20 protein-coding genes and 1 pseudogene are annotated in these 21,635 nt (G+C 70.9%); 15 read left to right on the top strand and 6 right to left on the bottom strand.

Going from position 1 to position 21,635, the window contains the following annotated elements; translation table 11 throughout:
- Positions 1–70 precede the first annotated feature (70 nt).
- A complete protein-coding gene (locus tag HUT12_RS13715) occupies positions 71–502 on the top strand; it encodes a hypothetical protein (protein WP_176093627.1) in 432 nt (143 codons plus the stop codon).
- Between the two features lie 133 nt (positions 503–635).
- Here HUT12_RS13715 and HUT12_RS13710 read toward each other — a convergent pair whose 3' ends face one another.
- Positions 636–1,202 (bottom strand): phospholipase D family protein, encoded by a 567-nt coding sequence (locus tag HUT12_RS13710; RefSeq protein ID WP_254877051.1) that lies wholly within the window; start codon positions 1,200–1,202, stop codon positions 636–638.
- Between the two features lie 485 nt (positions 1,203–1,687).
- On the opposite strand from HUT12_RS13710, the gene HUT12_RS13705 reads away from it, so the two are divergent.
- From HUT12_RS13705 to HUT12_RS13685, 5 genes are all read left to right on the top strand, one after another.
- Positions 1,688–2,833, top strand: a complete 1,146-nt coding sequence (locus HUT12_RS13705; RefSeq protein ID WP_176093626.1) for a helix-turn-helix domain-containing protein — start codon at positions 1,688–1,690, stop codon at positions 2,831–2,833.
- A gap of 244 nt (positions 2,834–3,077) precedes the next feature.
- Entirely contained in the window at positions 3,078–3,347 is a 270-nt protein-coding gene (locus HUT12_RS13700) for a hypothetical protein (protein ID WP_176093625.1), read from the top strand.
- Positions 3,340–3,954 carry a DUF6879 family protein gene (locus HUT12_RS13695; protein ID WP_176093624.1) on the top strand — a complete coding sequence of 205 codons (615 nt, stop codon included), beginning with the start codon at positions 3,340–3,342 and terminating at the stop codon, positions 3,952–3,954. Before HUT12_RS13700 ends, HUT12_RS13695 begins: the two co-directional genes overlap by 8 nt.
- Before the next feature lie 49 nt (positions 3,955–4,003).
- Positions 4,004–4,795, top strand: coding sequence for a DUF6082 family protein (locus tag HUT12_RS13690; protein ID WP_176093623.1), 792 nt, complete (start codon positions 4,004–4,006; stop codon positions 4,793–4,795).
- Positions 4,796–4,804: 9 nt separating this feature from the next.
- On the top strand, positions 4,805–5,089 hold the full coding sequence (locus HUT12_RS13685) for a hypothetical protein (RefSeq protein ID WP_176093622.1): 285 nt from the start codon (positions 4,805–4,807) through the stop codon (positions 5,087–5,089).
- A 59-nt stretch (positions 5,090–5,148) separates the two neighbouring features.
- Here HUT12_RS13685 and HUT12_RS13680 read toward each other — a convergent pair whose 3' ends face one another.
- Positions 5,149–6,510, bottom strand: coding sequence for an IS4 family transposase (locus HUT12_RS13680; RefSeq protein ID WP_176092250.1), 1,362 nt, complete (start codon positions 6,508–6,510; stop codon positions 5,149–5,151).
- A 119-nt stretch (positions 6,511–6,629) separates the two neighbouring features.
- Positions 6,630–7,352, bottom strand: a pseudogene (locus HUT12_RS13675) (endo-1,4-beta-xylanase); the annotation flags it as partial.
- A 453-nt stretch (positions 7,353–7,805) separates the two neighbouring features.
- On the opposite strand from HUT12_RS13675, the gene HUT12_RS13670 reads away from it, so the two are divergent.
- A complete protein-coding gene (locus tag HUT12_RS13670) occupies positions 7,806–9,380 on the top strand; it encodes a DUF4139 domain-containing protein (protein WP_176093621.1) in 1,575 nt (524 codons plus the stop codon).
- Positions 9,381–9,437: 57 nt separating this feature from the next.
- On the opposite strand, the gene crcB is transcribed toward HUT12_RS13670, so the two are convergent.
- The 3 genes from crcB to HUT12_RS13655 all read right to left on the bottom strand — a co-directional run bounded on the left by crcB (position 9,438) and on the right by HUT12_RS13655 (position 11,313).
- Positions 9,438–9,812, bottom strand: a complete 375-nt coding sequence (gene crcB, locus HUT12_RS13665; RefSeq protein ID WP_176093620.1) for a fluoride efflux transporter CrcB — start codon at positions 9,810–9,812, stop codon at positions 9,438–9,440.
- Positions 9,809–10,324, bottom strand: a complete 516-nt coding sequence (locus tag HUT12_RS13660) for a CrcB family protein (protein WP_176093619.1) — start codon at positions 10,322–10,324, stop codon at positions 9,809–9,811. Before HUT12_RS13660 ends, crcB begins: the two co-directional genes overlap by 4 nt.
- 227 nt (positions 10,325–10,551) lie before the next feature.
- Positions 10,552–11,313 carry a MaoC/PaaZ C-terminal domain-containing protein gene (locus HUT12_RS13655; RefSeq protein ID WP_254876816.1) on the bottom strand — a complete coding sequence of 254 codons (762 nt, stop codon included), beginning with the start codon at positions 11,311–11,313 and terminating at the stop codon, positions 10,552–10,554.
- 334 nt (positions 11,314–11,647) lie between these two features.
- On the opposite strand from HUT12_RS13655, the gene HUT12_RS13650 reads away from it, so the two are divergent.
- The 8 genes from HUT12_RS13650 (at position 11,648) to HUT12_RS13615 (ending at position 21,631) form a co-directional block, all read left to right on the top strand.
- The gene (locus HUT12_RS13650) at positions 11,648–12,604 is read left to right on the top strand and encodes an ABC transporter substrate-binding protein (protein ID WP_176093617.1); all 957 of its coding nucleotides are present in this window, start codon (positions 11,648–11,650) and stop codon (positions 12,602–12,604) included.
- A 17-nt stretch (positions 12,605–12,621) separates the two neighbouring features.
- The gene (locus HUT12_RS13645; RefSeq protein ID WP_236145888.1) at positions 12,622–13,446 is read left to right on the top strand and encodes an ABC transporter ATP-binding protein; all 825 of its coding nucleotides are present in this window, start codon (positions 12,622–12,624) and stop codon (positions 13,444–13,446) included.
- A complete protein-coding gene (locus HUT12_RS13640; protein ID WP_176093616.1) occupies positions 13,443–14,273 on the top strand; it encodes an ABC transporter permease in 831 nt (276 codons plus the stop codon). The genes HUT12_RS13645 and HUT12_RS13640 overlap by 4 nt, the downstream gene beginning before the upstream one ends.
- Positions 14,274–14,346: 73 nt before the next feature.
- Positions 14,347–16,356: a hydantoinase/oxoprolinase family protein gene (locus HUT12_RS13635; RefSeq protein ID WP_176093615.1), complete on the top strand. Its 2,010-nt coding sequence runs from the start codon at positions 14,347–14,349 to the stop codon at positions 16,354–16,356.
- A 4-nt stretch (positions 16,357–16,360) separates the two neighbouring features.
- Complete coding sequence (locus tag HUT12_RS13630; protein ID WP_176093614.1) at positions 16,361–17,911, top strand: class I adenylate-forming enzyme family protein; 1,551 nt, start codon at positions 16,361–16,363, stop codon at positions 17,909–17,911.
- Positions 17,911–19,269, top strand: a complete 1,359-nt coding sequence (gene purB, locus HUT12_RS13625; protein ID WP_176093613.1) for an adenylosuccinate lyase — start codon at positions 17,911–17,913, stop codon at positions 19,267–19,269. The genes HUT12_RS13630 and purB overlap by 1 nt, the downstream gene beginning before the upstream one ends.
- A complete protein-coding gene (locus HUT12_RS13620) occupies positions 19,266–20,015 on the top strand; it encodes an enoyl-CoA hydratase/isomerase family protein (protein WP_131054371.1) in 750 nt (249 codons plus the stop codon). The genes purB and HUT12_RS13620 overlap by 4 nt, the downstream gene beginning before the upstream one ends.
- On the top strand, positions 20,012–21,631 hold the full coding sequence (locus tag HUT12_RS13615) for a thiamine pyrophosphate-binding protein (RefSeq protein ID WP_176093612.1): 1,620 nt from the start codon (positions 20,012–20,014) through the stop codon (positions 21,629–21,631). Before HUT12_RS13620 ends, HUT12_RS13615 begins: the two co-directional genes overlap by 4 nt.
- Positions 21,632–21,635: the final 4 nt, after the last annotated feature.

The raw sequence follows: 21,635 nt of genomic DNA, 5'->3' as shown, positions 1-21,635 counted from the left end.
ATCCTGGTGGGCGTTGCGGCTCATAGGGTCACTGCGGTGATCAGCGAACGGATAGCGAGGTTCAGAAGACGTGGACGTTAATCCGCTGCGCGACCTGATTCGGGCTCTCGCCAGGGCCGACTGGGACGCAGCCGACGCCGTGGCAGCCGACATCAGGCAGCACGGCCTACCCGGCAGCCTACGGCTGATCGAGGCCGCTTTCGCGCTTGCGGTTCATCGGCACCTCGGGGCCAACGCCACCCCCACCGACATAGCCGCCTTCGTGTCGTCAGCTCGTTCGCAGTACCAGCAGGGTGCGACCCCACCCGCCCTTGAGGTGGAAGGCGTCATCCGGGCCACTGTGGGAGAGCCGGAACTGATCGACAACCTCCCTGCCGAAACCGTGCTGGGAATCGAGATATTCGTCCTCGGACAGATTCTCCTTGAGTCGAACCTGACCCCGATCGAGCTGGACGAGTTCGTGGCCGAGGCCGAGCAGCTCGCCGCCGAACACCTGTCGTAAGCCAAGATCACCGACTGATCGATCCTCCTTCGGTGCGGTAGCACCTCAATGCGTAGACGGCTGACGGCTCGCGGTCCCACGCATTGATGCAGCCCAGCGTCGGTTTGTCCTTCCTTACGGAAGTAGCCTTCCCTCAGCTCTGCGAGTCGGCGGGACTTCCGTCGGACCACAGCGACTCGAAGTGCTCCACGTACCGGTCGAACACTCCGCCGTCCTGCGCACGCCGTAGGTGCAGCGTTACGGAGTCCTGCCCGAGCCCTGCACCGATGTGCGTGGCGACGATAGCCTCATCATCGAAGATCCAGACGGACATGGCGATATGACGATCGGACAGCCGGACCGGAACCCCTGCGTCGACCTTGCTGATCTCAGCTCGTGTCATCGCAATGCGCGTCGCCAAGGTGAGCGGGGTCGCTTCCAGCCGGTCTCGCTCGGCCGTGACTGGACTGTCCGGATCGCCGAGCAGAAAGCGCACGTCAACCCCAGCCTTGGCCTTCGCTCCGAGGACTGCGGCACCATCGGGTACTTCCAGCCACACGAAGTAGCTGGTGTAGCCGCCGAACCACAACCGGGATTCGGCACGCGCGATCGCTTCGCGGAAGATTGATCGGGGAAGATCGGCCCGGCGCGGGTACATGCCGACCAGTTCCCGGTCAGTCCCAAGCTTCGCAGCGCGCCGGATGATGTCGGGCCACAGCATGCTCACATCTTTGCTCAACACCTGGGCTGCCCGCACCCTCGAACGAGGATGCGGCACACGTCCCCGGCTTACCCACCGTTCCACGGTCTTTGCGTCTACATCGCACCGTTCGGCGAGGTCAGCAGCGGTGAATCCGGCCGCCGACATCGCTCTCCTCAGTTCTTCGTTTCGCGCCACGGCTCGGGACCTTTCGAAGACGTCCCCGCATAGTCTCACGCTGGCGGTGCAACCGTCCGTGACGCACCGGCAACCTTTCGCATATGGCGGCACTCGCCGTCAGGTTGAGGGGTAGCGGCTCGGCACCTTGCCTGCTCCCAGCGCAGTCAATATGCAAGGGGAACCGTGGTTCACATAGCTATATCGGTCATTCTCGGCGGGCTGGTACCAGGGTTCCTGCTCGGGCTGTTCGCGTTTCGGGTGAAGTCGCGGTGGTGTCCGCGCTGCGGGGAGTCGACCGACGCCATGCCCCCGCTCGGTGGCAACAGATGAGTCGTCGGCGGGACCACAACTCCGTACCTCTCGGGCGGCGGGTGGCCGAGCTGCGGGCGCACCGGGGCATGACCCAGCAGGCGTTCGCGGATCGGCTCGGCAAGTCGAAGAGTTGGGTCGACAAGGTCGAACGCGGCGTACGTCAGCTCGACCGGTACTCGGTGATCCAGGAGATCGCCGACGCGCTGCGCCTCGATCCGGAGATGCTCCTCGGTCCCCGCCGGCCGCCACCCACGACACCGGGCCTGGACGGTGTCGACGCGATCCGGGCTGCTCTGGCCTGCTACCAGCACCAGCCGGAGCGCACGGTCACGGCGCAGCAGGCCGGTCGGCAGGTCGCGCACGCCTGGATGAGCTACCAGCACGGCCGGTATCCGCAACTTGTGGGAACGCTGCCCGACCTGCTCGACGCGACCCACGGCCTTCGGAGTCTGCTGGCGTCGACCTACCGGATCACCGCCGCCGTACTGGTCAAACTCGATCACGCCGACCTCGCCTGGCTCGCCGCCGACCGGGCCGTCGCCACCGCCGCCGGTGACCCCGCCCTCGCCGCCAGCGCCACCATCGGCGTCGCCCAGGCGCTACGCGCCCTCGGCCACCACCGACTCGCGCTCACCGCCGCGCTCACGGCGGCGGACACCACCGACGACGACGCCGTACGCGGCACCCTGTTCCTCCAGGCCGGGCTCGCCGCCGCCGGTGACGGCGACCGTCGCAACGCCCACGACCTGCTCGACCACGCCGCCGTTCTCGCTGAAGGACCCCTCGACCACACCGACGGGTATCACACCGGCTTCGGGCCGGTCGCCGTCCAGGTGGCCCGCTCCCTCGCCGCCCACCGCCTCGGCGACACCGTCGAAGCCGTCCGGCGACACGAACGCGCCCTCGCCAGCGACGACTGGCCACGACTGCCCCCCGAGCATCGCGCCGCCCACCTGGTCGACGCCGCCCGCGCCTACCTCGACGTCGGCGATCCCGGCCGAGCCGGACACGTACTGCTCGACGCCGACAGCATCGCGCCCGCCGAGGTCCGCAGCCGCCCCGTCGCGCGTACCCTCCTCGCCGAGATCATCCACCGCGGGCCCGCACCGGCCGACGTCGCGCGACTGGCCGCCGTGATCGGCCTGATCCGCCAGCCCTGACCACGCGACCCACGAGTCTCGACCTCGCCCGGACGGCCTTGAGGCATGGTGCACGAAGTACCGCTCGGCGAGCTGATCCGCGCCTTCCCCCGAATCCTGGGCAGCGCCGCCCGTCGTCAGTTAGTGCCCGCTTGAGTGGGACGAAGATTGACTTCGGGTCGTGCGAAACGGAGACTCACTGGCGCGATTCGCGGCCCAACCCTGGCTATTCTGAACGCCCGTTCCGTGACTGTGGGAGATGGGCGTGGAGCCACGATGGAATGCGGACCCGACGGCGACGTTCACGCGACGACTTGGCCGCTCGGCTGGTGAGCTGGGCGAGAGTGGCGGCACGACGACCTGCCCTGACATCTGGGAGCTCTCGAATGGTGACGTGGCGGTCATCGGCCGCGACCTGACCGATGCCTACGCCAGCCGGCTTCCGGACAGCGTCAGCGTCGGCAGCGACGAGCGTCTGGTCGTCATCCCGCGCAGCATGATCCTCGCTGCGAAGCCGGACATCCCGGATGCGTGACCTGCTCCGGATGACGTCCGGGGAACGGCTGAGTCTGTCGGCCTATGAGGCGGACTTCTACGCCACGGTGGAGTCCATTGACGAGCCGATCCTGAAGACCGAGCGGATGCAGACGTTCCGGGAGCCTGGCAGCCCGAGCTGGGAGGCGTTCGACGCGGGCAGGTGGGACGAGGCGTTGCTGATCGCAGCGCAGCCCAACCCGGATCTGGCGCAGTTCTTCGCTCTGCTCGCCGAGCGAGAATCCGGGCTTCACCGTCTGCGGATCGTGGAGCTACCGCTCACGCCGTACCTGATCTGGGAATTGAATTTCCTCCGTTTCCGCGCCGAGGCTGGTGAGCTCATTCGGGTGCTCACCGCCGACAAGGTCTGGGAGTACGAGCAGGAGCACGGCGTGGTGCCGGAGCTGATGGTGGCTGGCGACAGGGCCGTGTACGACGTCCGCTACGACGCCGACGGAACTCCGATCGGCGCGGAGAAGTTCACAGAACCGCAGGTTGTCGAGGGCTGCCGATCGCAGGTACGGGTAATGCTCGCCCGGGCGGAGCCGTTCGACTCGTTCTTCGACCGTGAGGTCGACGGGCTGACACCACCCGACGCCCACCTGTAGTAGCCTCGCCTCCACGTTCGAGCGTGGAGGCGGTGTGTCCCGGTCACGGATGGTCACCGATTTGGCTCGCCGATCGATGACGCCGACCGTACTCCTCCTCGCAGTGCTGGCGATCCTTGCTGCGGTGCTGCTGTCTCCCGCCGGGCTGCTCTGGATCGGCGAGAGACCCGGTTACGACTGGTCGTTGCTCGGCAACGTCGGTGAGGCTTATGGAGCAGCCTCGGCGATCCTCGCCGGTCTCGCGCTCATGGGGGTCGCCATCTCCCTGATCATTCAAGCGAGGGAGGCCAAAGCAGCTCGCGAGCAGGCACTTCGCGCGCTGCACACCGACCTGCTCAAGATGGCTATCGATGATCCGGGGCTGTTGGAGTGCTGGGGACCGATCGAGCAGTCAACGGACCTGGAGTGGTTCCGCAAACACGTCTACACCAACCTGATCGTGTCGCACTGGCAACTCATGTGGGAAGTTGATCTGCTGAGCGAAGACCACCTGGAGGTCCTCGCTGATCAGTTCTTCAAAGGCATGGCCGGACGGCGTTTCTGGGCAGAGGCGAGGGGCCCACGCATGAAGGCGGAGACGTCCCGACGAGCGCGGCGTTTCACCCTGATCGTGGACCGGAGCTACCAGGCGGCCGTCACTGCGGGTCCGCCAGCCGATGCGACGGACGGCCGATCATCGTCGAACGATCGCGCGGTAGGTCCTGACCCGCATGAGTCGCAGAGCGGAAGGCCCCAGAGCCGCGCAGTAGACCTGGCGCTTGGTGCCGTCCTCGGCGGCGGTGTGGCACTCGCCGCCCGCTACCTCGTCCGACACGGCCGCGCTACCAGCGGAGAAGGCTGAACCCGCACAATGGCGGCGCCGCCGCCGGGCAGCCCACTCCGGGCCGAACTCGGCCAGGCCACCACCGCGCTGCGCCAGTTCCGGCAGGTACTGACCCACGTACGCGCCGCCTCCCCCACCGCTCTCGAACTACGCCGCAACATCAGCATGGTGTTGCTCTCCGAAGGTGAGGCGGCCGAGGCAGTCGACGAACTGCGGCCGCTGCACGATGACCTCTGCGTCGTCTACGCCCCTCAGCACGACGAGACCCAGGAAGTCGCCGAAGTCCTCGCCCGGCTCCGACTCACCCACTGACCCGGACGTTAGGAAGGGACCCCTGCTATACACGAGGCGTTAGCAGCAATGCCGCTCAGTTAGGGCGGTGGGCGGGTTGTCAATGCTGCTGTTTCGAGGATGTTGATGTTGATGGTGGCGTGGTAGTTGGTGCGGTCGATGGTGCCTTTGGCGCGGTGTTTGGAGATCGCGCGTTTGACCACGCGGGGGCTGATTCGGGTGCGGCGTGGGGGTAGCAGGTCGGCCAGGATTGCGCGGCCGATGGTGCCGACGAGGTCGATGACGGTGCCGGCGATGACACCAGCGGCTTGGGTGATCTGGTCTCGGGCGGCGTGGACGGCGATGGTGAAGCTGGCCCGGTCGGGGTTGGTCGTGGGCCGGCTGGCGGTGGCGTCAGCCATTGCCAGCCGGACCGCTTGGTAGGTGGTGAGCAGGGCGTGGACCTCTTGACTGATCCCGTTCGGGGTTCGGGCTCGTAGGACCCGTCCGCCCCGCAGGGTGGACTTCAACTCCAGATATGTCGTCTCGATCTCCCAGCGGTGGTGGTAGAGGGTGACCAGGTCCATGGCCGGGAAGCGGCGCTGGTCGGTGAGGGTGGTGATCAGCCGGTACCGGCCGACGTGGCGTTTACCGTTCATGCTCACGACGATCTCGGCGTCAACGACCCGGACCGTCATCGTGCCGATGACAGACAGCCAGGACCCGTCGCGATGGCGGCGGATGACGGGCAGCCGCCGGTCGTCCTTGTCGCGGATGAGCAGGTCAGCGCCGGTGCTGGCGAACTGTTCGATCATCTGACGGGCGGCGAACCCACGGTCGGCCAGCAGCAGCATGCCTGGGCGCAGGCAGCCCAACAGACGCCCCGCACACGTGAGTTCGCCAGTGCTGATGGGGGTGAACACCGCGTCGATGACAGCGCGGGTGCCGCACGCCACGACGGCGACCAGCCGCAGCATCGGATACCCCGACCCACCGTGGCTGCCCGCCTGACGCGGATAGACCGTCAGGTTAGCCGCCGTATCGGGCACGAACATGCTGGTGCCGTCGATCGCGCACACCAGCAGACCCCGCCACCGGGCGGCCCCCGCCGGCGGACCCGACAGCAACCGGAACAACGCCACCAGCGGCTTGTCCCCGACCCGACGGCGAGCCTGCGACAACGCCGAAGACGTCGGCAGCGCCACCGTCAACCCGTCCAGCCCAGCGACCAACCGAGCCCACACCTGCCGGTAACCGACCTCAGCGAACAGCCCCGCCGCGAGCAGCAGATACACCACCACCCGCGACGGCAGATCCCGCACCCGCGACTGCACACCACCGGCCTCAGCCAGAACGGCATCGACCATCTCGAACGGCACCTGCTGCGTCAACTCACCCAGATGGCCCGGCGCGAACCGCCCCGCAGCCACCCTGATCGTGGACGTGATGGCAGACTGTTCCAACGGCGGGGCTCCCGGTCCAGAGGCTGTCTTGGAGTGACAAACCTCTATACCGAGACCCCGCCGTCCACGTCTACACCCCGCTTGACATCCACCACACCGCCCTAACTGAGCGGCATTGACCCGACGCAGTCGATCGGTACGCCCCGGTTCTTGAAGTCCTGGACCATCCGGTAGACGGCCTGGGTCTTGGCCCAGTTCCAGTTGTCGGTGTTGTAGTCGTTGTAGCAGAGCTTCGCGCCCGGGTCCGCCGCCCGGGCGGCCCGGAACGCCGCCTCGATCCAGTCGTTACCGGTGCGCTGCAGGTTCGAGTCGCGCCGGGCGCCACTGTCACCGTCGGCGAACGCCTCGTTCACCACGTCCCAGGAATGGATCTTGCCCCGGTAGTAGGTCGCGACGCGCGTGACGTGGTTGAGCATGGCGTTACGCAACTGGGTGCCGGACATGTTCTGCATCCAGCCCGGCTGCTGCGAGTGCCAGGCCAGCGTGTGGCCACGCACCTTCCAGCCCCGATTGAGAGCGTGGTTGACGATCCGGTCCGCGTTGGTGAACGTGAAGTTGCCCTGCTGCGGCTCGGTCGCGTCGATCTTCATCTCGTTCTCGGGCGTGACGCTGTTGAACTCGCGGTTCAGGATCGTCGTGTACGCGCCGTCGTTGAGCTTGTTCGCCGCCACCGCCGCACCGAAGTACCGGCCGGACTGGTTCGCCGCCGCCGCGAGGGTGGTCTCGGCGGCGTGGGCGAGTGTGGGCAGCAGTGATGCGACGAAGACGGCGACCAGCGCGGCGGCTCCGGGAACGTAGAGCGCTCTGAGTCGACGCCTGGAGGGACGGGTCCGGGAGATCATGCTGATCCTCCACTGATGGGATGGGACGTATCTGTCACTGATCGGGTGCGCTCAGGTGGCGACCCGCAATGCGGTGTCCGCCGACCGGACCAGGGCTCACGCCCGGCATCCGCGCGGAGGTGAGTCGTCTCTGGCCGGCTGGCCGGCAGGTGAAGGGTGGCGGTGGTCGAGCCCGTCGCCCGCCGGGACGTGGTCGCGGGCGGTGGACTCGGATGTGGACGTGTCACCCGGTTGCTCGGGCCTGGTGACGGTGTGGGACACCTCCAGGGGCAGGAAGATCAATGTTAGCGATCTCATCGATCGATGCCTATCAGGCTGGCAGAATGTTCCAGGGTTTTCAACCGGTAGTTTCGGAAAAGTGGCGGAAGTGTTTCGGTGGCCGCTCGTCATCGCCCCGACACGGGCCACCAGTGCCGGAGGGAACGGTCGTAGCTGTCGACTACCCTCGCCGCCGTGGACACTGCGGAGATCGATGCCCCCGTCGTCGGCGTCACCGTCTATCCCGACCGTGCCCGGGTCACCCGACGCGGCGGTCTCCGGTTGGCGGCCGGTCAGCACCGCGTACGCGTCGCGCCGCTGCCGCTCGGCCTGCGGCGGGACTCGGTCCGGGTCGGCGGTCGGGGTGCCGCCACCGTGCTCGGCGTGGACGTGAGCACGTGGCGGCAGGCCCGCAGCACCGACGCGCAGGTCGTCGCCCTGGAGCAGCGTCGTCGCGAGGTGACCGACGAGCTGGCCGAGCTCGACGACGCGGACGCCGTCGAGGAGCAGCGCGGGGAGTTCCTCACCCGGTTGGCCGAGCGGGCCGGTGGCACGTACGCCCGCGCGCTGGCCGCCGGCGACGCCGCGCCCGGCGACGTCGCCGCCTTCACCGATTCGGTGGTCGCTCAGCTCGCCGACTCGCGTGCCCGTCGGCGTGGGCTGACCCGTCGACGGACCGAGCTGAGGGAGGAACTGGCCGCGGTCGGGCGGGATCTCGACGCCGCGCAGGGGAAGCGACAGCCGGATCGGCTGGCCGCCGAGGTGATCGTGGCGGTCGAGGCCGACGACACCGACGTCGAGCTGGAGTTGACCTACCTGGTGGAGGGTGCCCGGTGGCAACCCTCCTACGACCTGCGGCTGGTCGACGAGACCATGACCGTCACCTGGTTCGGGATGGTCAGCCAGAGCACCGGAGAGGACTGGCCGGAGTGCGACCTCCGCCTCTCCACCGCCCGACCGGCGGCGACGACCGGCGTACCCGAGTTGTCGCCCTGGTATCTCGACCGGTTCCGGCCGCCGCCGCGCGTGGCGCCGCCGGTCATGGCGGCCGGGATGCCGGCGTTCGGCGCGGCACCGGCCGCCAGCCTGGCGCGGGCCGCGCCACCGGTCCCGCAGGAGCTGCGGGAGAGCGTCGCCGAGGTCGAGCAGGGGGTCAGCGCGGCCACCTACCGGCCGGCCCGGCCGGTGGCGGTGCCCGCCGACGGCAGCGTCCACCGGGCCGTCATCGCCGTGCTGGAGCTACCGGCCCGGCTGGACCACGTCACCGCACCGGTCCGGGCCGCCGAGGCCCACCTGCGGGCCACGGTCCGTAACACCTCGGAGCACGCGCTGCTCGCGGGCCCGGCCTCGGTGTTCCACGATGCCGACTTCGTCGCCTCCACCCGGCTGCCGATGTGGGCGCCGGGTGAGGAGACCGAGGTGGCGCTCGGGGTGGACGACCGGATGCGGGTGGAGCGGAAGCTGCACCGACGCGCCGAGGCCAAGGCCACGCTCGGGTCGACCCGGCGGCGCGAGGTGGAGTACCGCATCACCGTCGACAACCACACGTCCCGTCCGGCGACCGTCGAGGTGCGTGACCAGCTCCCGGTCTCGCGTGACGAGGCGGTGGTGGTACGCGAGACGACCGTGGTGCCGCCGCCGGTCGAGCGGACGGAGTTGGGTGAGGTGACCTGGCGGCTGTCGCTCGCGCCGGGCGAGAGCGGCGAGATCGCGTTGGGCTTCCGGGTGGACCTGGCCAAGGGGGTCGAGCTGACCGGCTGGCGGGAGTAGCAGCCGACCGGACCCGATCGTGGCGACATCCTCCGAGCGGTGCACGGGCCGTCGCACTCAGCTGAGGAGCGCGATGGCGAGGTGGCTGCTGAGGAAGAGAGCAGCCAGCCCGGCCAGGACGCTACCGAGGGCGTTGGCGACCGCCAGCAGCGTCGCGCCGTTCTCCGTCAGGCGGATCGTCTCGACGGAGAACGTCGAGTAGGTGCTCAGCGTCGCGCACAGGCCGGTCCCGATCAGGTGCTGCAGGGCAGCCGGCACGGTGGTCGCGGTGCTGAACCCGGCGAGGAGACCGAGGGCGACGCAGGCGAGCAGGTTGACGGTGAAGGTGCCCCACGGGAAGGCGGTGCCCAGCCGGGCCTGGACGGTGCGGTCGATCAGGTAGCGCAGGGGCGCGCCGACGAGGGCGCCGAGGATGACCATGAGCCAGTTCATCCGGCGGCTCCGTCCCGGGTAGGGCGGGTGGCGAGGAACAGCCGGGTGAGCGTCGCCGCGCCCCACCCGGCGGCCAGCGCCGCCACGAGGGTGCCGCCGAGGTAGAACAGTGCCGTGCCCGCCCGACCGCCACCGATCAGGTGCTGGCCGTCGAGGGCGTAGGTGGAGAACGTGGTGTAGCCGCCGAGGACGCCCGTGCCGAGGAAGGGCCGGACCAGTGGGTGCGCGGTGCGCCGTTCGGTGATCAGGACCAGGAGCGCACCCATCAGGGCGCAGCCGGTGATGTTGATCCAGAACGTCGTCCACGGGAACGCCGCGGGCGCGGTCGGGAACAGCACGACGGCACCGTAGCGGGCACAGGCGCCGAGGACGCCGCCGGCCGCGATCGCGGCGAGGATCTCGATCTGTCGCGGCACCCGACCGGGTGGCCCCGGTGGGACGACGATGTCGGGATCGACCGGTTCGCGCAGCGGGCTGCGGGCGGCTGGGTCGCGGTGTTCGTCACGCGGCACGTGCACGGGCTCCTACCTGGGCGGTCTCCACACCCGGTGCGGGCGTGCGCGAGGATCATCAGGTAGGGACCGTCGGTGACCGGGTGCGGCACGGTTCGGGTACGGCGGGCCCCACCGCCGTGCCGCCACCTCGACAGGTGGCTGCCCGTCCAGGCTACCGCTCGACACGGCCGGGAGGGGCTCCCCGTCCGTGGCGCGGACTCAGGCGCGCGGACGTGGCCTCGTGGTCATCCGTGCAGGTCCAGCGTGCCCTGGTCGAGGACCGGACGGCCTCGGCCGTCGACGGCCTGGAAGAGTGCGCCACCCGGGCGGCGCCACACCAGCACGGTGAGGGTGTCGCCGGGGAACAGTGGTGCGGTGAACCGGGCGCTGAGCCGTCGTACCCGGTCGTGGGCGTCGTCGGCGATCGTGCGCAGCAGGGTCCGGGTGGCGAAGCCGAACGTGCACAGGCCGTGCAGGACGGGGCCGGGTAGGCCGGCGGCGACGGCTACCGCCGGATCGGAGTGCAGTGGGTTGCGGTCGCCGTTGAGGCGGTAGAGCAGCGCCTGGTCAGGGCGGGTGTGATGGGCAGTGGTGTGGTCGGGGTGCTCCGCCGGTCGCTGCCAGTGGGTGCGTGGTGCGCGTGGGCCGTCGAAGCCGCCCGCCCCGATGACGAACATGCTGCGCTCGACGGTGGCCAGGTGGACGCCGTCGGTGCCGTGGATCTCGGATCGGTGGTGGAGTAGAGCACCGCTGGTCTGGTCGTGGACGCCGGTGACGGCGGCGGTGATGCGGGCCCGGCCGGCGGGTGGCAACGGTCGGTGCAGGGTCAGGGTCTCCCCGGCGTGCCGGACGACGGCCGGTTCGCCGAGGTACGGCGGGTCGGCGGCGAGCAGGGTGGCGAAGCTCGGGAGTACGGCGTGCGGGTGCCCGGCGGTGTTCTCCGTGGTGTAACGGAGTTCGTCGGCTCCGGCGCCGACACCGAGGGCGTAGAGGAGCGTGTCGGTCACGGTCCAGGTCCGCTCGATCGTCGTCGGCGTGGGCCCGCTGCGGGAGATGAGCCGATCCACGGCCGAGCTATCGACACTTTGCGTGACGGTCGTCTTGTCCGGCTCGCCCGTCCGAGATTTCGGACTCGTCGCATCAAGTGGGTTGTTCAGGTACTTCATGGTCGCTATCTCCTCCGTGTGCTGATGAGCGCGACGGGGCGTTCGGCGGTCTCTGGCTACTGTCTGTGGTGAGAGGCTTTCACTTGCGCCTCTTGACGTTGTCGAGCGCCTCACAGTAGCGTCCCATATTAAGAAACCAAGACCACAATATGAGCCGCTGAAGTCTGGGGTAGCCATGAGAATGCGCGTAACGGCTGCGGCCGCCGCCCTGCTGATGACCGTCGCCATGGCGGCGTGTTCCGAGAACCAGTCCTCCGGCGAGTCCGACGGCGACAGCGGCCCCAACCCCGCCGTCAACTTCGGCGTCGGCGTCGACCCGGCGTACTCGCCGATCTACCTCGCCGACCAGGAGAACCTCTTCGACCAGGCCGGGCTCGACGTGACCGTCACCCAGTACCAGGAGGGGACCGGCGGGCTCGACGCGATCCTGGCCAAGCAGGGCCAGGTCACCGCCAGCACCGAATCCAGCCTGCTCAACCGCGCGACCCGGGGCGACATCAAGGGACTCGCGGTCTTCTCGCAGTCGCCCAGCTTCATCAAGCTCGTCGCCCGCTCCGGCATCACCGACGTCGCCGGCATCAAGAAGTACGGCGTCGTGCCGGGCACCGTGAACGAGTACGCCACCAACAAGGTCCTCGACAGCCGCAACATCGCCCGTGACACCGTCGAGTTCGTCAACGCCTCACCCGCCGAGATGCCGGCGCTGCTGCAACGCGGCGACGTCGACGGCTACATCATGTGGGAGCCGTGGCCCTCGCGGGGCGTCGCCAACGGCGGCACCGTGCTGCTGACCAGCGGCGAGATCGGATACGTCTACAACCTCGTGATCGGCGTCGACGGCGCCTGGTACGAGGGCAACAAGGAGACGGCCAAGAAGGTCGTCGACACCATCGCCCAGGCCTGCGAGCAGCTCACCGCCGACCCGGCCAAGGCCGGCACCGTCACCGAGACCGCGATCAAGGTGCCCGCCGCCGAGGCCCAGTCCCTCCTCGAAGGCGTGCAGTGCCAGGTCCGTGACTTCACCGACGAGGACATCCAGCGCTACAACGAGATCGCCCAGTTCCAGCAGGACAGCAACATCGTCAGCCAGAAGGCCGACCCGGCGACCGTCATGATCAGGGGGGTGGCGTGAACCGTACGGGCTCCCCGGTGTCCGTGAGCGACGTCGACATCCGGTTCGGCGACTTCGTTGCGGTCCGCCAGGCGAACCTGGACATCGCCGCAGGGGAGTTCGTCTGCCTGCTCGGCCCCAGCGGCTGCGGCAAGTCGACACTGCTCAACGCGATCGCCGGCTTCGTCACACCCGTCGGTGGGGAGGTGACCTGCGCGGGCGCGCGGGTCACCGGCCCCGACGTCTCCCGGGGCGTGGTCTTCCAGAGCGCCGAAGCGCTCTTCCCGTGGCTGACGGTCCGACAGAACGTCGAGTTCGGCCCGCGCATGCGCGGCGTCGGCAAGGCCCAGCGGGCCGCCGACGTCGACCGCTACCTGGCGATGGTCGGGCTCAGCCACAGCGCCGACCGGTTCCCCGGCCAACTCTCCGGCGGCATGCGCCAACGCGCACAACTGGCCCGGGTGCTGGCCAACGAACCGTCGGTCGTGCTGATGGACGAGCCCTTCGGCGCCCTGGACGCCCAGACCCGCCTGGTCATGCAGGTCGAACTCGACCGGATCTGGCGTGAGACCGGCGCCACCATCGTGTTCGTCACGCACGACATCGGCGAGGCGATCCTGCTCGGCGACCGGATCGTCACCATGACCGCCGGACCCTCGGCGGCCATCAAGACCGTCTACCCGTGCGACCTGCCCCGGCCCCGCGACCTGACCGACCCGGCCAGCGCCGCACTCTTCCGCGAACTCCGCGAGGACATCGGCGCCGAGGTGGCCCGCACCCTGCAGGCCCAGGGCCTCGACGACGGACACGACGGTCGACAGCGCCCGACAACCGACGGCGCCGACAGGAAGGCACGACGATGAGCGTGGACCTCCGCGCGGTGCCGGAGAAGACCAGCCGGGACACGACCGGCCCGGCCCGCCGCCGCACCAGCCGACCCAGGCTGACCCGGATCGGCCTGTCGGCCCTGTCGGTGCTGCTCGGCGTCGTCATCTGGGACCTGGTCAGCCGCAACTACACCGCCTTCTTCCTGCCCTCGCCGCTGCTCACCTGGCGCGGTGCGGTCGAACTCATCCAGGACGGCACGCTGGCCAGCTCGATCAGCGCCTCGTCGACCCGGATCCTCACCGGCTGGGCGCTCGGTGTCGTCATCGGCGTACCGGTCGGGCTCCTGATGGGCTGCGTACCGTGGCTGCGGCTGATGCTGGACCCGTACATCCAGTTCTTCCGGTTCGTCCCGCCGATCGCCTTCGTCACCCTGGCGATCATCTGGCTCGGGCCGGGAGAGGCGTCGAAGATCGCGCTGATCTTCTACACCACCGTCTTCATCGTCGCGCTCAACACGCTGGCCGGCGTCCTGTCCGTCGACGAACTACGCCTGCGCGCCGCCCGCGCGCTCGGCGCCAACGCGGCACGCACCCTGGCCTCGGTGGTGCTGCCGTCGACCGTGCCGCACGTCGTGACCGGCGCCCGGCTGGCCATGGGCAACTCCTTCCTGACGATCGTCTCCGCCGAGATCGTCGCGGCACAGAGCGGCCTCGGATCGCTCATCTGGACCGCCCGCAACTACGCCAAGACCGAATGGGTCTTCGTCGGCATCATCACCCTGGGCCTGCTCGGCTACCTCTTCGACTGGATCCTGCGGACCGTCACCAGCAAGACCCTGCGCCGCTACGGCGTCACCTTCTGACCCGCCCGCCTCCGACGGCGCGCCGCTGCCGGCCGCCGACCCCCGCGCGCCCACCACTATCGAAAGGCTCGCCATGCTGTGCATCGGCGTCGACATCGGTGGCACCTTCACCGACGTCATCGTGTACGAGCCGGCCACCGCCCGGCTCGCCGAGGCCAAGACCCTGTCCACGCCCGACGACCCGGCCGCGGCCATCTTCGAGGGCCTGGCCAAGCTCGGCGTACGCCTCGACGAGGTCGACCGCTTCGTCCACGGCACCACCCGGGTCACCAACGCACTGCTGGAAGGCTCCGGCGAGCCGGTCAGCGTGGTCGCCACCGAGGGCTTCCGCGACGTCCTGGAGATGGGGCTCGGGCACCGACCGCAGCTCTACAGCGTCAAGGAGGCGGGACGCCCCCCGCTGACCCCCCGTCGACTGCGGCACGTCCTGCCCGAGCGCATCGGCGCCGACGGCAGCGTCGTGCGGCCGCTGGACACCGCCGCCCTCGACAGCGTGCTGGACCGGGTGGCCGCCGCCGGGCCGAAGGCCGTGGCCGTCTGCCTGCTGCACTCCTACCGCAACCCGGCGCACGAGCGGGCCGCCGCCGCCCGTCTCGCCGAACGCTATCCCGACCTGGTCTGCACCATCTCCTCCGACGTGGTGCCGGAACAGGGCGAGTACGAGCGCTTCGCCACCACCGTGCTCAACGCCAGCGTCCGCTCCACCGTCTCCGACTACCTGCGCGGACTCGGCGACACCCTCGCCGAGGGCGGCTACGCCCACCCACTGTCGATCATGACCAGCAGCGGCGGTGTGGTGTCCACCGAGGAGGCCGGCCGGCTGCCGATCAACCTGGCCCTGTCCGGCCCGGCCGGCGGCGTCGCCGCCAGCGTCCACGTCGCCGGCCTGGCCGGCTACCCGAACGTGATCACCTGCGACATCGGCGGCACCAGCACCGACGTCTGCCTGATCAAGAACGGCACCCCGTTGATGACCAACGACGGGACGATCGCCGGCTACCCGAACCGCACCTTCCAGGTCGAGATCAACACCATCGGTGCCGGTGGCGGCTCGATCGCCTGGCGCGACCTCGGCGGCGAACTCCGCATCGGCCCCCGCAGCGCCGGCTCCACCCCCGGCCCCGCCGCCTACGGCCGGGGCGGCACCGAGCCGACGACCACCGACGCCCACCTGCTCGTCGGCCACCTCGCCGCCGAGGAGAGCCTCGGCGGCGAGGTACGCCTCGACGTCGCCGCCGCCCGCACGGCCATGCACCGCCTGGCCACCGAGTTCGGCCTCGACGACCTGGAACTGGCACACGGCATCCTCACCATCGCCACCGCCAAGATGACCAGCGCGATCAAGGAGATCTCGGTCGCCTGCGGCCACGACCCCCGGGACTTCGTGCTGATGCCCTTCGGCGGCGCCGGCCCCATGCACGCCACCGTGCTCGCCGACGACCTGGGCATCCGCCGGGTCCTCGTGCCACCGGTGCCGGGCAACTTCTCCGCCCTCGGCTTCGTCACCGCCCAGGCCCGGCACGACTACGTCCGCACCGTGCTGGTGGCGGCCGACGAGAGCGGACTGCACGCCGTACGTGCCGTGGTGGCCGAACTGCGCGACACCGCACGGGCCCAGCTCAAGGCCGAGGACGGCGTCGAACCCGACCAGGTCACCTTCGGTCTGTCGGTGGGGATGCGGTTCCGGGGCCAGTCCTTCGACCTCGCCGTCCCCGTCGAGGACGTCCCGGCCACCGTCGAGGACCTGGTCGCGGCCTTCCACGCCGCCTACGCCGACCGGTACGCCTACGCCCGCTCCGGCCACCCGGTCGAGATCGTCAACTGCCGACTCACCGCCTACGGCCCTCGCCCCGACGTACGGTTCGCGCCCCCGTCCGGCACCACCCCCCAGCCCGAGCCGACCCGCGTCTACGGCGCACACGGCTGGGTCGACGCCACCGTCCACCGCCGCACCGACCTGGCCCCCGGCCGCACGGTGTCCGGTCCGGCCGTCATCCGGGAGAACGGCAGCACGACCGTGGTCGGCGCCGGGTGGACCGCGACCGTCGACGACCACGGAAACCTGCTGCTCGTCAAGGAGTGATCCGGTGATCCACGCCCTCGACGCCACCGTCCTGGAGCACGCCGCCCAGCATCCGGACCGCCCCCTGTACGCCTTCGACCTGGACCGGACGGTGTCGGCGGGGGAGTTCGCCGACCTCGCCGGCCGGCGGGCGGCCACCCTGGCCGCGCTCGACGTCGGCCGGGGCGACCGGATCGCCGTGTGGGCCGAGAACAGCCTCGACTGGCTGGTTCTGCTGGCCGCCGCGGCGTGGCGGGGCGCCGCCCTGGTGACCCTGCATCCGGGGCTGAGCACCCCGGAGCTGACCACGGCGCTGGCCCGCAGCCGTCCCCGCCGACTCTTCGTCGCCCGTCGCCTCCGCGACCGCGACGGCGCCGCCACCGCCGCGCAGGCGCTCGCCGCACTGCCCGGGTCCGCCCGCCCGTACGGCTGGCACGTCCTCGGCGACAACCTGGCCGGGATCGGCGACGGCACAGTGCCCGCTCCCGCCGGACACCCGGACGCCACCCTGAACATCCAGTTCACCTCCGGCTCGACCGGCCCGCCGAAGATGGTCGCGCTCAGCGCCCGCAACCTGATCGCCAACGCGCGGTGGACCGCCGACGCCGCCGGACTCGGCGCCACCGACCGGATCGCCTCACCGCTGCCCCTGGCCCACGCGGCCGGGCTCAGCAGCGGCGCCGTGCTAGCCCTGGTCACCGGGGCGCTGTGGGTGTCGGTGAGCCGATTCCGCACCGAACCGGTGCTCACCCAGATCGCCCGGCACCGGTGCACCGTGCTCCAGGCCGTCCCGACGATGGCCACGATGCTCGCCGACACCGTGGAGGCCGCACCGGACCGCTTCGACCTGTCGTCGCTGCGGGTCGGCTTCCTCGGCGGCGCGCCCTGCGCACCGGCGCTGCTCGCCCGCACCCGCCGGGTACTCGGCCTGGACCGCATCGCCGTGATCTACGGGCAGACCGAGGCCGGCCCGACGATCAGCGTCGACCCCGGCGACGCGAGCTGCGGCAGCCCCGGCGACACCGTCGGACGGATCGTCGCGGACCTGGACGCCGTCGTCGTCACTCCCGGCACCCGCACCGAACTGCCCCCCGGCCACGCCGGTGAGCTGCTGGTCCGTGGCGAGTCGGTGACCGCCGGGTACGTCGACGACCCGACCGCCACCCAGGCCGCGATCACCACCGACGGCTGGCTGCGCACCGGCGACCTGGGCGCGCTCGACACCGACCGGATCCTCACCCTCACCGGCCGGGTCAAGGAACTGATCATCCGAGGCGGCGAGAACATCAGCCCGGCCGAGGTGGAGGCGGCCCTGCTCGACGACGCGGCCGTGGCGCAGGTGTGCGTACTCGGCCTGCCGTCACCGCGCTGGGGCGAAGAGGTCGCCGCCCTCGTCGTCGCCGCCCCGGGCACCACGCCCGACCCCGACCGGCTCGCCGGGGCGGCCGCCGCCCGACTGGCCCGACACAAGGTGCCGACGCTGATCCGTACCGTGCCGGACCTGCCGTTACTGCCGTCCGGCAAGGTCGACCGGCGCGCCGCGCTCGGCCTGCTCACCGGTGAGGAGCAACGCTGATGCAGCTCGGCTCGTGTTTCCTGGACTCGTTGACCGTCACCAGCTTCTTCGGCAACGCCGAGATGCGTGGCGTCTTCAACGACCGCCAGCTCATGCAGTCCTGGCTCGACGTCGAAGCGGCCCTGGCCCGTGCGCAGGCCGGCCTCGGCGTCATCCCGTCGGCCGCCGCCCAGGCGATCACCGCCGCGGCCCGGCTCGACCGGCTGGACACCGCGGTGCTCGCCGCCGACGCCGCCGACACCGTGCACCCGCTCGTGCCGCTGGTCCGGGCGCTGACCGCCGCCTGCCAGGGCGACGCCGGACGCTACGTCCACCTCGGCGCCACCACCCAGGACGTGATGGACACCGGGTTCGTGCTGCGCGCCCGGGCCGGCCTGGACATCGTCTCCCGCCAGGTCGACGAACTGGTCCGCATCCTGCGCCGGCTGGCCCTGCGACACCGGGCCACCCCGATGGCCGCCCGCACCCACGGCCAGCAGGCGCTGCCGACCACGTTCGGCCTGCGCTGCGCGGTGTGGCAGAGCGAACTGCAACGGCACCGTACCCGCCTGGTCCAGATGCGCGAACGCCTGCTGGTGACCAGCATGGGTGGCGCCGCCGGCACGATGGCCGGCTACGGTCCGCAGGCGTTCGCCCTGGAACGGGCCGTGGCCGACGAACTCGGCCTCGGCGTCGCCGACACCCCGTGGCACGCCACCTCGGACCGCTTCGCCGAGTGCCTGATGGTCCTCGGACTGGTCGCCTCCAGCGCCGAGAAACTGGCCCGCGAGATCTATTTCCTCGGCCGCACCGAGGTCGGCGAGGCCCACGAACCGCAGCGCGCCACCCAGGTCGGCAGCAGCACCATGCCGCACAAACGCAACCCGATCCGCTGCGAGGCGGTGATCGCCGCGGCCGGCACGCTGCGCGCCCAGGTGCCGCTGGCGATGCAGACCATGGTGGCGCAGGACGACCGCGACATGGGCGTCGGCATGACGCTGTGGAAACTGCTGCCGGAGTGCTTCATCCTCATCGGCGGTGCCCTGGAACGGCTGGTCGAGGTCTTCGGTGACCTCGGCGTCGATCCGGACCGGATGCGCACCAACCTCGATCTCACCGGTGGGCTGGTGCTCTCCGAGGCGATCATGCTCCGCCTCGCCGAACCGCTCGGCCGGGAGCAGGCCCACCACCTGGTGATGCGGATCGTCCGCGACAGCCTGGAGCAGAACCGGCCGTTCGTCGAGGTGCTGCGCGCCGACCCGCAGGTGGCCGCCGCCCTGCCCGGCCCGGAACTGGCCGGGCTGCTCGACCCGCTGTCGTACGTCGGCCACGCCGCCGCGCTCGTCGACCGCGCCCTCCTAACCTCGGAGTCACCATGACCACTGATCAGTCCGTCCTGCTGCACCGCTCCGGCCGGTTGGCCCGGGTGACCCTGCACCGACCGAGGCGGCGCAACAGCTTCGACCTCGACATGCTCGGCCGCTTCGAGGACGTGCTGCACGAACTCGGACGCGACCGCACCGTCGAGGTGGTGGTGCTCACCGGCGAGGGCACGGCGTTCTGCGCCGGGACCGACCTGCGTGAGCTGGCCGACCTCGATCCCGAGACCACCATGCACGTCCAGCGGCGCACCGCCGACCTGGTCGAACGCTGGTACCGGCTGGACCAGACCACGGTCGCCGCCTTCAACGGGCCGGCCATCGGCTCGGGCGCCGTCATCGGGCTCGCCAGCGACCTGCGGGTGGCTGCGGACAGCGCGTTCTTCACCTTCCCCGAGGTGACCTACGGCATCCCGCTGACCTGGAGCGGCATGGCGATCCTCGCCGACCTCGTCGGCGCCGACCTGGCCAAGCGGTGGCTGCTGCTCGGCGAGCGGGTCGAACCCGCTGAACTGCTCGACCTGCGCCTGGTCACCCGGGTGGTCGCCGCCGACGACCTGCCCGCCGCCGTGGACGCGATCACCGACCGGCTGCTGGCCACCTCGGTGGTCGGCCGCACGATGACCAAACGTGCCGCCCGGCTGGCCGGTCCCCGCTTCGACGCGGCGGCCAACGACTCCTTCCTCGGCGCGCTGAGCGTGGCGTTGCGCCCGCCCGGCGGCTACCTCGACGGGGACGCGCGGTGAGGGTGTTCGAGGCTATCGCCGACGCCGTCGTGGCGCACGGCGTCGACACCGTCTTCGGTCTGCTCGGCGACGCCAACATGTATCTGGTCGCCGACCTGGTCGAGCGGCACGGCGTCCGGTTCGTCGCGGCCCGCAACGAGAACGCCGCGGTGATGATGGCCGACGGGTACGCCCGCACCACCGGCCGCTGCGGCGTCGCCACCGTCACCCAGGGGCCGGGACTGGCGGTCGCCGGGGCGGCGCTGACCATCGCGCGGCAGGCCCGCACCCCGCTGGTCCTGATCGCCGGCGACACTCCGCCCGGCGACCCGCTGCACGTGCAGCACTTCGACCAGCAGCCGTACGCGCTGGCAACGGCGGGCACGTTCGTCCCGGTGCACACCGCCGGCACCGCGATGCGCGACGTCGGGCTGGCGTTCCGGGCCGCCCGCGAGCTGACCGGCCCGGTGGTGCTGAACGTGCCGATCGACCTGGCCGACGCGCAGGTCCCGCAGCACCCGCCGGTCCCGGCGCCGATGGTGCCCCGCGCGCCACGACCACTCGCACCGGACCCCGCCGACGTCGACGCGCTCGCCCACCGGCTCCGCACGGCGCACCGCCCGGTGCTGCTCGCCGGCCGGGGCGCCGAACCGGCGGCGGCCGCGATCCGGGACCTCGCCGACCGCAGCGGAGCCCTGCTCGCCACCACGCTGATGGCCGCCGGTCTGTTCCGGGGGCACCCGTACGACCTCGGGGTGGCCGGCGGGCTGTCCCGGCCGCTGACCCGGCGGACCCTGGCCGGGGCGGACCTGGTGGTCACGTTCGGTGCCGGGCTCAACCGGTGGACCGCCGACCACGGTGCGCTCTTCCCGGACGCGGTGCTGGTCGCGGTGGACGTCGACCCGGCCGCGATCGGCGCCCGCTGGCCGGTGTCGGCCGGGGTGCTGGGCGACGCGGGGGAGACGGCGGAGGCGGTGTCGGCGGCGCTGACACCGGTGCACCGACCGCGTTGGCGCAGCACGGACCTGGCCGCCGACCTGGCGGCCGCCGATCCGTTCGCGGGCCTGGACATCGAGTCCCGGCCGGGCCGGATCGATCCCCGGGCGTTCATCCGGATCTGCGCCGAACGCCTGCCGCGCGAGCGGACCACGGTGGTGGGCGTCGGTCACTTCGGCGGTTGGCCCAACCTGCTGCTGGACTCGGCCGCCACCGACCGGTCCTTCCTCGCGCCGTGGGAGTTCGGCAGCATCGGCGTCGGACTGCCGTTCGCGGTGGGCGCCGCCGTGGGCCGTCCTGAGCGGCCGGTGGTCGCCTTCGAGGGCGACGGCAGCCTGCTCACCGGTCTCGGTGAGCTGGACACCCTGGCCCGGGTCGGCGCACCGGTGCTGCTGGTGCTCCTCGACGACGCCGCGTACGGCGCGGAGGTCCGCAAACTCGCCCCGCGCGGGGTCGACCCGCAGTTGGCCCGCTTCCCCGAGCGGGACCTCGCCGCCGTGGCCCGCGCGCTCGGGGTGCCGGCGTGGACGGTCACCGACGAGGCGGGTGCCCGGGCGGCCTTCGACGAGGTGCTGCCGTTGGCCGGACCGGCCCTGCTCCACGTGCGGGTCCGCCCCGACGTCGTGCAGGAGAAGTTTTGACCGG

Source organism: Verrucosispora sp. NA02020 (assembly GCF_013364215.1).
In the GTDB taxonomy this organism is placed as follows: Bacteria; Actinomycetota; Actinomycetes; order Mycobacteriales; family Micromonosporaceae; genus Micromonospora.
The sequence above is the reverse complement of the archived record's forward strand: the minus strand, read 5'-3'. Positions and strand labels throughout refer to the sequence as shown.

Bases quoted from the DNA above. Each gene is read 5' to 3' on its own strand.
- HUT12_RS13640 (WP_176093616.1), top strand. From the start codon at position 13,443: ATGAGCGTGGACCTCCGCGCGGTGCCGGAGAAGACCAGCCGGGACACG.
- HUT12_RS13650 (WP_176093617.1), top strand. From the start codon at position 11,648: ATGAGAATGCGCGTAACGGCTGCGGCCGCCGCCCTGCTGATGACCGTC.
- crcB (WP_176093620.1), bottom strand. From the start codon at position 9,812: ATGAACTGGCTCATGGTCATCCTCGGCGCCCTCGTCGGCGCGCCCCTG.
- HUT12_RS13635 (WP_176093615.1), top strand. From the start codon at position 14,347: ATGCTGTGCATCGGCGTCGACATCGGTGGCACCTTCACCGACGTCATC.
- HUT12_RS13690 (WP_176093623.1), top strand. From the start codon at position 4,004: ATGGTCACCGATTTGGCTCGCCGATCGATGACGCCGACCGTACTCCTC.
- HUT12_RS13710 (WP_254877051.1), bottom strand. From the start codon at position 1,202: ATGCTGTGGCCCGACATCATCCGGCGCGCTGCGAAGCTTGGGACTGAC.
- HUT12_RS13695 (WP_176093624.1), top strand. From the start codon at position 3,340: ATGCGTGACCTGCTCCGGATGACGTCCGGGGAACGGCTGAGTCTGTCG.
- HUT12_RS13620 (WP_131054371.1), top strand. From the start codon at position 19,266: ATGACCACTGATCAGTCCGTCCTGCTGCACCGCTCCGGCCGGTTGGCC.
- HUT12_RS13705 (WP_176093626.1), top strand. From the start codon at position 1,688: ATGAGTCGTCGGCGGGACCACAACTCCGTACCTCTCGGGCGGCGGGTG.
- HUT12_RS13685 (WP_176093622.1), top strand. From the start codon at position 4,805: ATGGCGGCGCCGCCGCCGGGCAGCCCACTCCGGGCCGAACTCGGCCAG.
- purB (WP_176093613.1), top strand. From the start codon at position 17,911: ATGCAGCTCGGCTCGTGTTTCCTGGACTCGTTGACCGTCACCAGCTTC.